The sequence below is a fragment of the Kitasatospora sp. NBC_01302 genome (assembly GCF_035976515.1).
Classification (GTDB): Bacteria; Actinomycetota; Actinomycetes; order Streptomycetales; family Streptomycetaceae; genus Kitasatospora.
In genome coordinates this window covers 6,796,309-6,810,245 of the sequence record NZ_CP108404.1, presented here as the reverse complement: position 1 = coordinate 6,810,245, position 13,937 = coordinate 6,796,309, and the positions used below count along the sequence as shown (strand labels likewise).

General features: G+C 72.5%; 9 protein-coding genes. 4 read left to right on the top strand and 5 right to left on the bottom strand.

Annotated elements, in window-relative coordinates; genetic code table 11:
• Positions 1 to 64: 64 nt before the first annotated feature.
• From OG294_RS29905 to OG294_RS29895, 3 genes are read left to right on the top strand one after another with little or no spacing between them, the layout of a single operon-like run.
• On the top strand, positions 65 to 1,231 hold the full coding sequence (locus tag OG294_RS29905) for a hypothetical protein (RefSeq protein WP_327069659.1): 1,167 nt from the start codon (positions 65 to 67) through the stop codon (positions 1,229 to 1,231).
• The gene (locus OG294_RS29900; RefSeq protein WP_327069658.1) at positions 1,231 to 2,931 is read left to right on the top strand and encodes a VWA domain-containing protein; all 1,701 of its coding nucleotides are present in this window, start codon (positions 1,231 to 1,233) and stop codon (positions 2,929 to 2,931) included. Before OG294_RS29905 ends, OG294_RS29900 begins: the two co-directional genes overlap by 1 nt.
• Positions 2,918 to 3,469, top strand: a complete 552-nt coding sequence (locus tag OG294_RS29895; RefSeq protein ID WP_327069657.1) for a hypothetical protein — start codon at positions 2,918 to 2,920, stop codon at positions 3,467 to 3,469. Before OG294_RS29900 ends, OG294_RS29895 begins: the two co-directional genes overlap by 14 nt.
• Positions 3,470 to 3,542: 73 nt before the next feature.
• Here OG294_RS29895 and OG294_RS29890 read toward each other — a convergent pair whose 3' ends face one another.
• The 3 genes from OG294_RS29890 to OG294_RS29880 form a co-directional block, all read right to left on the bottom strand.
• Positions 3,543 to 3,851 (bottom strand): hypothetical protein, encoded by a 309-nt coding sequence (locus OG294_RS29890; RefSeq protein ID WP_327069656.1) that lies wholly within the window; start codon positions 3,849 to 3,851, stop codon positions 3,543 to 3,545.
• Between the two features lie 158 nt (positions 3,852 to 4,009).
• Complete coding sequence (locus OG294_RS29885) at positions 4,010 to 5,467, bottom strand: aldehyde dehydrogenase family protein (protein WP_327069655.1); 1,458 nt, start codon at positions 5,465 to 5,467, stop codon at positions 4,010 to 4,012.
• Between the two features lie 44 nt (positions 5,468 to 5,511).
• On the bottom strand, positions 5,512 to 6,384 hold the full coding sequence (locus tag OG294_RS29880; protein ID WP_327069654.1) for a helix-turn-helix domain-containing protein: 873 nt from the start codon (positions 6,382 to 6,384) through the stop codon (positions 5,512 to 5,514).
• Positions 6,385 to 6,531: 147 nt separating this feature from the next.
• On the opposite strand from OG294_RS29880, the gene OG294_RS29875 reads away from it, so the two are divergent.
• Positions 6,532 to 7,542 carry a hypothetical protein gene (locus OG294_RS29875; RefSeq protein WP_327069653.1) on the top strand — a complete coding sequence of 337 codons (1,011 nt, stop codon included), beginning with the start codon at positions 6,532 to 6,534 and terminating at the stop codon, positions 7,540 to 7,542.
• Positions 7,543 to 7,761: 219 nt separating this feature from the next.
• On the opposite strand, the gene OG294_RS29870 is transcribed toward OG294_RS29875, so the two are convergent.
• Together OG294_RS29870 and gltB are read right to left on the bottom strand one after the other, a co-directional pair.
• Positions 7,762 to 9,222: a glutamate synthase subunit beta gene (locus OG294_RS29870; protein ID WP_327069652.1), complete on the bottom strand. Its 1,461-nt coding sequence runs from the start codon at positions 9,220 to 9,222 to the stop codon at positions 7,762 to 7,764.
• Positions 9,215 to 13,894, bottom strand: coding sequence for a glutamate synthase large subunit (gene gltB, locus OG294_RS29865; RefSeq protein ID WP_327071717.1), 4,680 nt, complete (start codon positions 13,892 to 13,894; stop codon positions 9,215 to 9,217). The genes OG294_RS29870 and gltB overlap by 8 nt, the downstream gene beginning before the upstream one ends.
• Positions 13,895 to 13,937 lie beyond the last annotated feature (43 nt).

Below are 13,937 nucleotides of genomic sequence, written 5' to 3'. Positions count from 1 at the left end.
GCGGGAGGCTCTGCACCCGAGCCGCGACGGCCCGGGGTGGCGACGGGGAACGGGGAGGGGCGCCATGGGACGACGGCTGCTCGGGCTCATCGTGGCACTGGGGCTGGTGATCGGTGTCCTGGTGCTGGTCCAGCAGCAGCACCGGCCGCCCAAGCCCGGCCCGCAATCGTCGGCCACGGCCGGCACCATCGCGCTCACCGGCCTGATCGGCTCCGAGAAGAGCGACTTCTTCACCTCCGACCAGGTCCGGCAGGCCCTGCGGGCCAAGGGGCTGGCGGTCTCGGTGCGCACCTCGGGCTCCTGGCAGATGGCCGACGAGGCCAGGGCCGAGCCGCCCGGCGCGGCCTTGGGCCCGGCTTCCGGTCCACCGCCCGGCTCGGCCTACGACTTCGTGATCCCGGCCAGTTCGGTGGCCGCCAAGGCGATCGGCACCCCGATCACCACCACCCCGGTCCGGCCGTTCTACTCCCCGCTGGTGGTGGTCACCCACCAGCAGACCGCCCAGTTCCTGAAGGGCGTGGGCCTCGCGTCGCCGGACGCCGACGGCGTCTGGACCTTCCACATGGCGCAGTACCTGACGGACGTCCAACAGCACCTGGGCTGGGGCGATCTGAAGGGCGCCACCCCGCCGCCGGACCTCGCCGGGAAGATCTACATCGCCACCACCGACCCGAACACCTCCTCCTCCGCCTCGCTCTACCTGGCGGTGATGTCCTACCTGGCCAACGGTGACCAGGTGGTGTCGGATCAGAGCGGAATCGACCGGACCGCATCGCTTCTGCGCTATCTGATGGCCAATCAGGGCGCCCTGCTCGCCAGCAGCGACCAGTTGTTCCGGGACTTCGTGGCCGGCACCGGCAAGCCGCTGAGCTGGACCTACGAGTCCGAGGTGGCCGAACAGGCGATGAAGGGCAAGCTGCCCGGCGACATGGTGGTGCTCTATCCGGATATCGGCATCACGAGTGACCACACCGTGGTGGAGTTGACGCCGAAGGCGGACGCGCTCGCCCAGGCGCTGCTGAACGACCCGGCACTGATCAGCCTGGAGGCCCAGTACGGGTTCCGGCCCACCGCCGATCCGCAGGCGATGGTGGCGGCCCTGAAGGCCAAGGGGCACGCCCAGGGCTTCCTCGCCGGCCTGACCTCGCTCGGCTCCCAACCACCGCCGCCGACCACGGACATCCTGCAGAAGATCGTGGCGGCGGCCTCCCCGGCAGGAGGTGGCAACTGATGAGCCAGGAACCTTCGAGGCTCACCCGCCGCCGGCTGGTCGGCGCGCTGGCGCTGGGCCTGGCCGCTGCGACGACCGGATGTGACAGCGGCGGGGGCGCGAAGCCGCAGCCTGGCCCGGCCCGCAGCACGGCCACCGCAGCGACGCCGAGCCCCACCGGGCCGTCGCCCACCGGCGCCCCGTACACCCTGCGGGTGCTGGCGGGCAGCGAACTGCAGGACATGCAGCCGGTGCTGGACGACGTCCGCAAGGCCACCGGCGTCACCGTCACGCTCAGCTACACCGGCACCCTGGACGGCGCCCAGACGGTCGCCGGCGGCAAGGCGGACGGGAACTACGACGCGATCTGGTTCGCCTCCAACCGCTACCTGCGCCTGGACCCGACCACGGCCGGCAAGCTCCTCTCGGACACCTCGGTGATGGTCTCCCCGGTGGCACTCGGGGTCCGCTCCTCGGTGCTCACCGCCCTGGGCTGGGATCCGGCGGGGACCACCTGGTCGCAGGTGGGCGCGGCGGTGGCGGCGGGCATGCTGACCTTCGGCATGGCGGACCCCTCGCAGTCCAACTCGGGCCTGTCCGCGCTGATCGCGCTGGCCTCCGCGTTCTCCGGGGCGCAGGCGGCGCTGACCCAGGACGACGTGGCCAAGGCGGCCCCGGCGCTGCACGCGTTCTTCGCCGGGCAGAAGCTGACCTCGGGCTCCTCGGGCTGGCTGGCCCAGGCCTACCAGCGCACGGCGCAGGGCGGTTCGGGCGAGCAGGTGGGCGCGCTGGTGAACTACGAGTCGGTGCTGCTCTCGCTGAACCGCACGCTGCCCTCCAGCGGCCAGCTGACGGTGATCCGACCGACCGACGGGGTGGTGTCGGCCGACTACCCGCTGACCCTGCTGAGTTCGGCCGGCGCCGCAGCCGCGGACGCCTTCTCCCGGCTGACCACCGAGCTGCTGCGCCCGGAGATCCAGCGCGAGCTGTCGGACGTCACCGAGCGGCGCCCGGTGGTCCCGGGAGTGGCGCCGGGGCCGGGGCTGGGCGCCGACCGGCGGCCCGAACTGCCCTTCCCCGGCAGCCGGGCGGTGGCGGACGCACTGCTGGCGGCCTACCAGAACCAGCTGCGCCGCCCGTCCCGGACGGCGTACGTGCTGGACACCTCGGGTTCGATGCAGGGGGCCCGGCTGGCCGCGCTGCAGCAGGCGCTGGAGCAGCTGACGGGCGCCGGCGGCAACCTGGTGGCGAACGGGTTCCGGGAGCGCGAGGAGGTCACGCTGATCTCCTTCGCGGACGGCGTGAAGTGGCAGCACACGCACCAGATCCCGGCCGACGCCCCGCAGGCGGCGCTGGCGGCGATCACGGCCGATGTGCAGAGCCTGACGGCCGAGGGCGGCACCGCGATCTACAGCACGCTGGAGCGGGCCTACCAGCTCCTGGCCCAGCAGCAGGCGGCCGAGCAGGACGACCGGTTCACCTCGATCGTGCTGATGACGGACGGCGAGAGCAACGAGGGCGCCTCGGCGGACGACTTCACGGCGTTCTACAAGAAGCTGCCGGCCTCGGGCCAGGCGGTGCCGGTCTTCCCGATCCTGTTCGGCGAGGGCGCCAAGCAGCAGCTGCAGGGGATCGCCGACCTCACCGGCGGCAAGCTGTTCGACGCGCTGACGGACGGCTCGCTGGGCGGCGTCTTCGAGGAGATCCGTGGCTACCAGTGACCGGCGCGGCGCGCTGCCGGCCTGGTTCGGCAGCCGCGCGCACTACGCGGGCAGCGGCGGGGCCGTGCTGGGTCTGGTGGTCTCGCTGGTGGACGGGCTCGGCCCGGTCGGGGTGGCGGTGGTCGGCGGGCTGTACGCAGCGGGCGCACTGGTCGCGCTGGTGATCGCACCACCCGCACCGCCTCCACCGCCTCCACCCCCGCCGCCTCCCCCGCCGCCGCCTCCCCCGCTGCTGGACGAGCTGGCCGCCCAGCGCGAGCGGGTGGCGCTGTCCCGCTGGCCGGAGGCGAGCATCGTCCGCGCGGAGCAGCTGCTGGAACAGCTGGCCGACCGCCTCGGTGCACCCGCCGGCCACCCGGCCGAGGAGCTGCACGAGCTGAACGGGCTGGTGGACGCCACGGTGACCGCCCTGGACCACTACGAGCGCGACCGCTGCTGGGCCCGCCTCGAACCGGCCGACCCGCCGCCCGAGAGCCGCTTCGGCGAGCGGCTGGAGGCGGTGCTGGCGCGGCTCGGGCAGCCCGCCGCCCAGGCATGAGGAGCCGGCACCCCGCGCCTGCGGGGTGCCGGCTCCTGGCGGCCGTGAGTCGGCTCGCCCGCGCCTGCCGGCGTCAGTGCGCCGAGTGCCGCTCCGCACCGCGGTGCCGGTGGCCCTTGAGCTCGGCGTGGCCGGGTTGCGCCCCGGTGTGGGCCCGCTCCTCCGGGGCCCGCCGCCCGCCGTGGCTGAAGGGTGCCTCGCCGGCCAGCGCCGCGTACGTGCCGTGGCCCACGGCGCCGCTGCCGCCGTTCGTCCCGGTGTGCAGGACCGGGCCGAACGGGCGGGGCTTGGCGCCCGCGCCGGACACCATGCCGCGGCTCGCCAGCAGCTCCTGGGTACCGCGGCGCAGCTTGTTCGTCTTGCCCGTCGGTCGCTTGGTCATGCCTGGCCTCCCATCCGTCTTTCTGTGATGGTATGTCCAGGTTCGCCAGCTTTCACCCGGCCGGTCCCAGAGGGCCGCAGCCCCACGGCCCCGCAGCCCCACGGCCCCGCAGCCCCGCAGCCCCGCGGAGCTTCTCAGCCCCGCAGACCCGCAGCCCCTCAGAACGGGAAGCGGCTGCGCCCGTGCTGGATCGAGATCCACTTCAGCGTGGTGAAGGCCTCCACCGTGGACTCGCCGTTCAGCCGCCCGAGCCCCGAGTTCTTCTCGCCGCCGAAGGGCACGATCGCCTCGTCGTGGATGGTGCCGTCGTTGACGTGGATCATGCCGGTCTCGACCCGCCTGGCCACCCGCACACCGCGCTCCAGGTCGCCGGTGTGCACCGCGCCGCTGAGGCCGAAGGGCGTGTCGTTGGCGAGCGCCACCGCCTCCTCCTCGCCCTCGAAGGGCACCAGCAGCACGACCGGGCCGAACAGCTCGCGCTGCAGGATCGGCGCCTGCGGAGCCAGGTCGGTGAGCACCGCCGGGGACATCAGGGTGCCCACCGTGCTGCCGCGCAGCAACGCCGTGGCGCCCTCGGCGAGCGCCTGGTCGACCTGCGCGGTGAGCGCGTCGGCCTGGGTGGTGTTGATCAGCGGGCCGATCTGGGTGGCGGGGTCCTTGGGGTCACCGACCGTGAGCGAGGCGACCTTGGCGACGAACTTCTCGGTGAACTCGGCCAGCACCGCGCGGTCCACCAGGATCCGGTTGGCCGCCATGCAGACCTGGCCCTGGTGGGCGAAGCGGCTGAACACCGCGGCGTCCACCGCGTAGTCGACGTCGGCGTCGTCCAGCACGATCAGCGCGCTGTTGCCGCCGAGCTCCAGCACCGAGCGCTTGAAGTGCGAGGCGGCCACGGTGGCCACGTGCCGCCCGACCCGGTCGGAGCCGGTGAACGAGATGACCTTGGGCACGGGGTGCTCGATCAGCGCGTCGCCGATCTCGGCGATGTCGGTGATCACCACGTTGAGCAGGCCGGCCGGCAGCCCGGCCTCCTCGAAGATCTTGGCGAGCAGGGTGCCGCCGACGATCGGGGCGTCCTGGTGCGGCTTGAGGACCACCGCGTTGCCGAGCGCCAGCGCGGGCGCGACCGGCTTCATCGACAGGAAGAGCGGGAAGTTGAAGGGGCTGATCACGCCGACCACGCCGACCGGCAGCCGGTAGACGCGGTTCTCCTTGCCGTCCACCGCCGAGGGCAGGATGCGGCCCTCGGGGCGCAGCGCCAGCTGCATCGCCTCGCGCAGCATGTCCTTGGTCAGCGAGAGCTCGAAGGCAGCCTTGAGGCGGGTGCCGCCGAGCTCCGCGATGATCGTCTCGGTGATCTCCTGCTCGCGCTCCTCGATGATCCGCAGGGCGCGCTCGAAGACCAGGCGACGGGCGTAGGGGTTGGTCTCGGCCCACGCGCGCTGGGCGCGCTCGGCCGCCCGGTAGGCCTCGTCGACCTCGGCCACCGTGGCCACGGTGATCACCGCGAGCTTCTCGCCGTTGTACGGGTTGATGTCCACGATGTCCCAGGAGCCGCTGCCCGGGCGCCACTGGCCGTCGATGTACTGCAGGGCGAGGTCCGAAAAGTGAGACACCTGACTCCCCTTCAAGGCTGACTGGGAATCATCCTACTGACACGTCAGGCCTCTTGGAGCAAAGTGCCCAAAAGCGCGCGACTGCGCTCGGGGCTCAGGCTGTCGGCCCTCAACCGCTCCAGGGCGTCCACGTATTCGGCCACCTCGCGCGGCCGGTCCAGGTAGAGCGCGGTGGTGAACTGCTCCAGGTAGACGACCTCGGCGAGGTCCGGCTCGTCGAAGCCGAGCAGCGAGAACGCCCCGCTCTCGGCGACCAGCCCGTCGAAGCCCAGCGGCATCACCTGGAGTTCGAGCCGCGGCAGCTCGGCCAGCGCCAGCAGCCGGGCCAGCTGGCCGCGCATCACCTCGGGTCCGCCGCACGGCCGGCGCAGCGCGGCCTCGTCGATCACGGCGACCAGCTTCGGCCCGCTCTCGCCGGCCAGCAGCCGCTGGCGGCGCATCCGCACCGCGACCCGGCGCTCGATCTCCTCCTGCGGCGCGTTCTGCGCGCCGAGCCGGATCACGGCGCGGGCGTACTCCTCGGTCTGCAGCAGGCCCGGGACGAACTGCACCTCGTAGCTGGAGATGGTGCCGGCCGCCTCCTCGAAGCCCAGGTAGGTCTGGAACCAGCCGGGCACCACGTCGGCGTAGGCGTGCCACCACGGCGTGGCATTGGCGGCGCGGACCATCGAGAGCAACTCGGCACGCTGATCGGGGGCGTTGACGCCGTAGAGGGTGAGCAGGTCGGCGACGTCGCGCTCCTTGAAGCTGACCCGGCCCAGTTCCATCCGCCCGATCTTGGACTCGGAGGCGCGGATCTCGTAGCCGGCGTCCTCCCGGCTGACGCCCCGGGCCTCGCGCAGCCGGCGCAGCTGCGAGCCCAGCAGCAGCCGGCGGACCGTCACCCCACCGCCGGTCTGACCGGTGCCCGCGCTCATCGCCCTCTCCTCCCCAAGTGCCGTTCCGGGCCGCAGTCTGCCATGTCGCACGGATACAAAGCACGGGCTGGAACCTGTGAGTTCACCCAGACGTCCAACCGCGGTCCCGACGAACCGTCAGCTATCCCGAAGGAGTTGAGTTCCGCGATGACCTGGCGCATCTTCCGGTCGCTCCCCGCCGCGCTGCTGCTTCTCGCCGCCCTGGCCGGCTGCGGCAGCACCGGCGCGTCCCACGGGCCCGTCGGGGTCCCGGTCCACGTGACCCTGCCCCCGGCGACCGGCAGCCCGAGCGGCCCGCAGCTGGCCCGGGCCACCGCGGTGGCCCGGGCCTGGCCCGGCTCGCCGTCGGCGCGCAGCTGGGACCACGGCTACGCCCCGGTGGCCGTGCCGAACGTCTGGCTGCCGGCCGACGGCTTCCACAGCCCTGCCGACGCCCTCGCCTACCAGAACGACGAGTTGGACCTGCGGGCCGCCCTGCCCTACTCCCCCGAGACCGGCACGGTGCGCTGGGCGGACGGCTCGACGCTCACGCTGCCGCTGCTGGCGGCCGCGCAGCTGATCAAGGAGCCGCCCGCGGCCTCGACCTGCTCGGCGTCCACGGAGTCCTGCGCACCGCCGCCCGGCCGGCCCAGCGGGGGCAACCCCGGCTGCCCGAGCCACCAGTGCACCGGCTGGCTGGTCGTCACGGCCGTCACGCCCGGCACCCGCGAGGTCGACACCAGCCGCGGCACGGCGACCATCCCCACCTGGCAATTCACCGTCCAGGGCTACGGGACCCCGTTCAGCTACCCGGCTGTCAGCGCCCCGCCCGCCACCCCTCTGCCCGGCGGCACGCCCGTCGCCGGCCTGACCGCCGTGACCGACTGGACCTCGGTGTCGGGGGACGGCCTGACCCTCACCGCCCACCAGGAGGGCGGCGGCTGCCGCCAGCCGCTGCCCGGCGAGGTCTACGAGACGGACACGGCCGTCGTCCTCCTCGGCCGCTACACCCCGCACACCGGCAGCGGCCTCTGCCCGGCGAACGCCTTCATCGCCCCCGTCACCTTCCGCCTCAGCCACCCGCTCGGCACCCGCGACGTCCTGGACGCGGCCACCGGCACCGCCCTCGCCCGCACCCCGATCCAGCCCGGCGGCCCGATCGGCTCGCCCACGCCCTGAGCGCAGGACGCCGGGCACCTTCGGGCGGGTCCGGACAGCACCCGACGGCACCTGCCCGCAACTTGGTCGGGGAGTGGGCAGGCGCCGTCGTTAGTGCTCCGCTGAGGGACCGGCGGCTCTGGCGGGTCAGCGGGTGGTGCGGCCCGCTGGAAGCAGCGGGCGGTGTGCGGGAGGGTTTTTCCCGGTATGGCTCTTCGGGGGCGGTCGGACCGGCAGCGGTCAGACCACCAGGGGGCGGTCGGTGGGGCGGATCGGGGCGGGCAGCGGGCTCTTGCCGCCGAGGTGGGCGTCGACCGCGGCAGCGGCCGAGCGGCCCTCGGCGATCGCCCACACGATCAACGACTGACCACGGCCGGCGTCACCGCAGACGTAGACACCCTCCACGTTGGTGGCGAACCTGCCGTCACGGGCCACGTTGCCGCGCGCGTCCAGCTCGACGCCCAGTTGCTCGACGAGGCCGTTCTTCACGTCCGTCCCGGTGAAGCCCATGGCCAGGGTGACCAGCTGCGCCGGGATGGCCCGCTCGGTGCCGGGCACCGGCTCGAATCGGCCGTCCTTGAACTCCACCTCCACCAGGTGCAGCTCGGCGACGTTGCCGTCCGCGTCCCCCGTGAAGTGGGTGGTGTTCACAGAGTACACGCGCTCCCCGCCCTCCTCGTGCGCGGAGGTGACCTTGTAGGTCATCGGCATCGTCGGCCACGGCTGGTGGGCCGGGCGCTCGTCGCCGGGGCGCGGCATGATCTCCAGCTGGGTGACCGAGGCCGCCCCCTGGCGCAGCGCGGTGCCCAGGCAGTCGGCACCGGTGTCGCCGCCGCCGATCACGATGACGTGCTTGCCCTTGGCGCTGATCGGGGCCTCGACGTAGTCGCCCTCCTGGACCTTGTTGGCCAGCGGCAGGTACTCCATCGCCTGGTGGATCCCGCCCAGCTCGCGCCCGGGCACCGGCAGGTCGCGCGCGGTGGTGGCGCCGGCGGCGACCACGACCGCGTCGAACCGCTCGCGCAGCTGCTGGCCGGTGAGGTCGGTGCCGACCTCCACGCCGGTGCGGAACCGGGTGCCCTCCGCGCGCATCTGCTCGATGCGGCGGTTGATGTGGCGCTTCTCCATCTTGAACTCGGGGATGCCGTAGCGCAGCAGGCCGCCGATCCGGTCGGCCCGCTCGTAGACGACGACCGTGTGCCCGGCCCGGGTGAGCTGCTGGGCGGCGGCCAGGCCCGCGGGGCCCGAGCCGACCACGGCCACCGTCTTGCCGGACAGCCGCTCGGGCGCCTGCGGGCGGACCCCGCCGTTGTCCCAGGCCTTGTCGATGATGGTGACCTCGACGTTCTTGATGGTCACCGCGTCCTGGTTGATCCCCAGCACACAGGCCGACTCGCACGGCGCCGGGCACAGCCGCCCGGTGAACTCCGGGAAGTTGTTGGTCGCGTGCAGCCGCTCGATCGCCCCGGACCAGTCGTCCCGGAAGGCGAGGTCGTTCCACTCGGGGATCAGGTTCCCCAGCGGGCAGCCGTTGTGGCAGAACGGGATGCCGCAGTCCATGCAGCGCCCGGCCTGCTTGCTGATGACCGGCAGCAGGCTGCGCTCGACGTAGACCTCGTTCCAGTCCCGCAGCCGCACGTCCACCGGACGGCGCTCGGCGAGCTGCTTCGGGGTGGTCAGGAAGCCCTTGGGGTCAGCCATGTGCCGCCTCCATCATCTTGCGAGTGGTCTCGGACTCGGAGAGTCCATCGCGCTGCGCGGCGTCCTTGGCGGCGAGCACTGCCTTGTAGTCGGTGGGCATGATCTTGGAGAAGCGGGAGACCCCGCTGCCCCAGTCGGCCAGCAGCTCGGCGGCGATCGTCGAGCCGGTCTCCTCGTAGTGCTGCTGCACGGTCTCGCGCAGCCACTCGCGGTCCGCCGCGTCGGGGGCCTCGATGCCCACCATGCCGCCGTTGACGTTGGCCGGACGCAGGTCCAGCACGTAGCCGATGCCACCGGACATGCCCGCGGCCAGGTTGCGCCCGGTGGCGCCCAGGATCAGCACCCGCCCGCCGGTCATGTACTCCAGGCCGTGGTCGCCCACGCCCTCCACCACCAGGGTGGCGCCGGAGTTGCGCACCGCGAACCGCTCACCGGCCTTGCCGCGCAGGTGGATCCGGCCGCCGGTGGCGCCGTAGCCGATGGTGTTGCCGGCGATCACGTGGGCCTGCGCGTCGGCGCCGATCGCGGCCGCGTCACGGGCCGGGCGGACCACCAGCACGCCGCCGGACAGGCCCTTGCCGACGTAGTCGTTGGCGTCGCCCTCCAGGCGCAGCGTGATGCCGCGCGGCACGAAGGCGCCGAAGGACTGGCCCGCGCTGCCGGTGAAGGTGACGTCGATGGTCCCCTCCGGCAGGCCCTCGCCGCGGTAGCGCCTGGTCACCTCGTGGCCGAGCATGGTGCCGACCGTGCGGTTGACGTTGCGGATCGGCAGCTGGATGCGGACCGCCTCGCCGCGCTCCAGGGCGTCGGCGGCCAGCTCGATCAGCTGGTTGTCGAGCGCCTTGTCCAGCGCGTGGTCCTGCGCGGTGGTGCAGTGCAGGGCCGCTCCCTCGGGCAGCTCGGGGACGTGCAGCAGCGGGGCGAGGTCGAGCCCGGCGGCCTTCCAGTGGTCGACGGCGGCGGTGGCGTCGATGTGCTCGGCGTGGCCGACCGCCTCCTCGATCGAACGGAAGCCCAGCTCGGCGAGGATCTCGCGGACCTCCTCGGCGATGAACTCGAAGAAGTTGACCACGAATTCGGGCTTGCCGGAGAAGCGCTCGCGCAGCACCGGGTTCTGCGTGGCGACGCCGACCGGGCAGGTGTCCAGGTGGCAGACCCGCATCATGATGCAGCCGGAGACCACCAGCGGAGCGGTGGCGAAGCCGAACTCCTCGGCGCCGAGCAGCGCGGCGATCACCACGTCGCGGCCGGTCTTGAGCTGGCCGTCGGTCTGCACCACGATCCGGTCGCGCAGGCCGTTGAGCAGCAGGGTCTGCTGGGTCTCGGCCAGGCCGAGCTCCCAGGGGCCGCCCGCGTGCTTGAGCGAGGTCAGCGGGGAGGCGCCGGTGCCGCCGTCGTGGCCGGAGACCAGCACCACGTCCGCGTGCGCCTTGGAGACGCCGGCCGCCACCGTGCCCACGCCGACCTCGGAGACCAGCTTCACGTGGATGCGGGCGGCCGGGTTGGCGTTCTTCAGGTCGTGGATCAGCTGGGCCAGATCCTCGATGGAGTAGATGTCGTGGTGCGGCGGCGGCGAGATCAGACCGACGCCGGGGGTGGAGTGCCGGGTCGTGGCGATCCACGGGTAGACCTTGTGGCCGGGCAGCTGGCCGCCCTCGCCGGGCTTGGCGCCCTGGGCCATCTTGATCTGGATGTCGTCGGCGTTGACCAGGTACTCGGAGGTGACGCCGAAGCGGCCGGAGGCGACCTGCTTGATCGCCGAGCGGCGGGCCGGGTCGTACAGGCGCTCCGGGTCCTCACCGCCCTCACCGGTGTTGGACTTGCCGCCGAGCCGGTTCATCGCGATGGCCAGCGTCTCGTGCGCCTCCATCGAGATGGAGCCGTAGGACATCGCGCCGGTGGAGAAGCGCTTGACGATCTCGGAGACCGGCTCGACCTCCTCCAGCGGGACCGGCGGGCGGCCCTGGCCGTCCAGCTTGAACAGGCCGCGCAGCGTCATCAGCCGGGTCGACTGCTCGTTCACCCGCTCGGTGTACTGCTTGAAGATGTCGTAGCGGCGGCTGCGGGTGGCGTGCTGCAGCCGGAAGACGGTGTCCGGGTCGAACAGGTGCGGCTCGCCCTCGCGCCGCCACTGGTACTCGCCGCCGATCTCCAGCGCGCGGTGCGCGGCCGGGATCCCGGAGGCCGGGTAGGCCTTGGCGTGCCGGGCGGCCACCTCGCGGGCGATCTCGCCCAGCGAGATGCCGCCGAGCTTGCTGGTGGTGCCGGTGAAGTAGGCGTCCACCGTCTCCTGGGAGAGGCCGATCACCTCGAACACCTGGGCGCCGCGGTAGGAGGCGACCGTGGAGATGCCCATCTTGGACATCACCTTGAGCACGCCCTTGCCGAGCGCCTTGATCAGGTTGCGGATCGCCTTCTCGGGCTCGACGCCGGTCAGGAAGGTGCCCTGGGCGACCAGGTCCTCGACCGACTCCATGGCCAGGTAGGGGTTGATCGCGCTGGCGCCGTAGCCGATCAGCAGCGCCACGTGGTGCACCTCGCGGACGTCGCCGGCCTCCACCAGCAGCGAGATCCGGGTGCGCTGCTTGGTGCGGATCAGGTGGTGGTGCACCGCGGAGGTGAGCAGCAGCGAGGGGATCGGTGCGTGCTCGGCGTCCGAGTGGCGGTCGGAGAGCACCAGGATCCGGGCGCCGTCGGCGATCGCCGCGTCCGCCTCGGCCGCGATGGCCGCGAGCCGTGCGGCCAGCGCCTCGCCGCCGCCGGAGACCTTGTAGAGACCGGAGAGCGTGACCGCCTTCAGGCCCGGCTGGTCGCCGTCGGCGTTGATGTGGATCAGCTTGGCGAGCTCGTCGTTGTCGATCACCGGGAACGGCATGCCGACCGAGCGGCAGGCGGCGGCCTCGGTGGCCAGCAGGTTGCCCTCGGGGCCGAGGTTGCTCAGCAGGGAGGTGACCAGCTCCTCGCGGATCGCGTCCAGCGGCGGGTTGGTGACCTGGGCGAAGAGCTGGATGAAGTAGTCGAAGAGCAGCCGGGGCTTCTCGGAGAGCGCGGCGATCGGCGAGTCGGTGCCCATCGAGCCGAGCGCCTCACCACCGGTCCTGGCCATCGGCGCCAGGATGACCCGCAGCTCCTCCTCGGTGTAGCCGAAGGTCTGCTGACGGCGCGTCACCGAGGCGTGGGTGTGCGCGATGTGCTCGCGCTCCGGCAGCTTGGAGAGCTGGATCTGCCCGCCCGCCACCCACTCCGCGTAGGGGTGCTCGGCGGCGAGCTCGGACTTGATCTCCTCGTCGGTGACGATCCGGTGCTGCTCGGTGTCGATCAGGAACATCCGGCCGGGCTGGAGCCGGCCCTTCTCGACCACCTTCTCCTGCGCCAGGTCGAGCACACCGACCTCGGAGGAGAGCACCACCAGGCCGTCCTCGGTGATCCAGTACCGGGCCGGGCGCAGGCCGTTGCGGTCCAGCACGGCGCCGATCTGGGTGCCGTCGGTGAAGGTGACGCAGGCCGGGCCGTCCCAGGGCTCCATCAGGTTGGAGTGGTACTGGTAGAAGGCGCGCCGGGCCGGGTCCATGGTGGCGTGGTTCTCCCAGGCCTCCGGGATCATCATCAGCACCGAGTGCGGCAGCGAACGGCCGCCGAGGTGGAGCAGCTCCAGGACCTCGTCGAACGAGGCCGAGTCGGAGTGGTCGGGGGTGCAGACCGGGAAGATCCGGCTGAGGTCCTGCCCGTTGCGGTTGGCCGGGATCAGGTCGGTGGCCAGCTGCGACTCCCGGGCCTGCATCCAGTTCCGGTTGCCCCGGACGGTGTTGATCTCACCGTTGTGCGCGACGAACCGGTACGGGTGGGCCAGCGGCCAGCTCGGGAAGGTGTTGGTGGAGAAGCGCGAGTGGATCAGGCCGATCGCGGAGGCGTAGAGCCGGTCCGACAGGTCGGGGAAGAACGGCTCCAGCTGCCCGGTGGTGAGCATGCCCTTGTAGACGATGGTGCGGGCGGAGAGCGAGGGGAAGTACACCCCGGCCTCGCGCTCGGCGCGCTTGCGCACCACGAAGGCGACCCGGTCCAGCGCGAGGCCGGCCTTGCGCTCGCCGCCCAGGCTCTGTTCGTTGCTCGCTGCCGCGAGGCTCTGCCCATTGCTCGCTGCCGCGAGGCTCTGTTCATTGCTCGCTGCCGCGAGGAAGAGCTGCCGGAAGCGCGGCATCACCGAGCGGGCGGTGGCGCCCAACAGGTCGGGGGCGATGGGGACTTCGCGCCACCCGAGGACGGTCAGGCCCTCCTCGTCGGCGATCCGCTCGATCTGCGCCACCGCGGCGGCGTCGGCCGCGTCCTCGTCCGGCAGGAAGGCGATGCCCACCGCGTACTCGCCGGCGGCCGGCAGCTCGAAGGCGGTGCGGGCGCGCAGGAAGGCGTCCGGGATCTGGGTCAGGATGCCCGCGCCGTCCCCGGAGTCCGGCTCGGCGCCGGTGGCGCCGCGGTGCTCCAGGTTGCGCAGGACGGTCAGCGCCTGCTCGACGATGGTGTGGTCGGCGATGCCGGTCAGCGTGGCGACGAAGCCGACGCCGCAGGCGTCGTGCTCGTTTCGTGGGTCGTACAGGCCCTGAGCTGCAGGTCGCGCATCCGGAACGAGCGCGTACGGGGAGCGGCTGCTGCCCTGGGGCTCGTTGGCGGAGTGCATGGATGCAGACAGCATCGGCTCTCCCGTCGTCGTCTTGGCATGA

Excerpts from the sequence above, each read along its gene's own strand:
- OG294_RS29905 (WP_327069659.1), top strand. The coding sequence starts at position 65 with ATGGGACGACGGCTGCTCGGGCTCATCGTGGCACTGGGGCTGGTGATC.
- OG294_RS29900 (WP_327069658.1), top strand. The coding sequence starts at position 1,231 with ATGAGCCAGGAACCTTCGAGGCTCACCCGCCGCCGGCTGGTCGGCGCG.
- OG294_RS29890 (WP_327069656.1), bottom strand. The coding sequence starts at position 3,851 with ATGACCAAGCGACCGACGGGCAAGACGAACAAGCTGCGCCGCGGTACC.
- OG294_RS29880 (WP_327069654.1), bottom strand. The coding sequence starts at position 6,384 with ATGAGCGCGGGCACCGGTCAGACCGGCGGTGGGGTGACGGTCCGCCGG.
- OG294_RS29875 (WP_327069653.1), top strand. The coding sequence starts at position 6,532 with ATGACCTGGCGCATCTTCCGGTCGCTCCCCGCCGCGCTGCTGCTTCTC.
- OG294_RS29870 (WP_327069652.1), bottom strand. The coding sequence starts at position 9,222 with ATGGCTGACCCCAAGGGCTTCCTGACCACCCCGAAGCAGCTCGCCGAG.
- gltB (WP_327071717.1), bottom strand. The coding sequence starts at position 13,894 with ATGCACTCCGCCAACGAGCCCCAGGGCAGCAGCCGCTCCCCGTACGCG.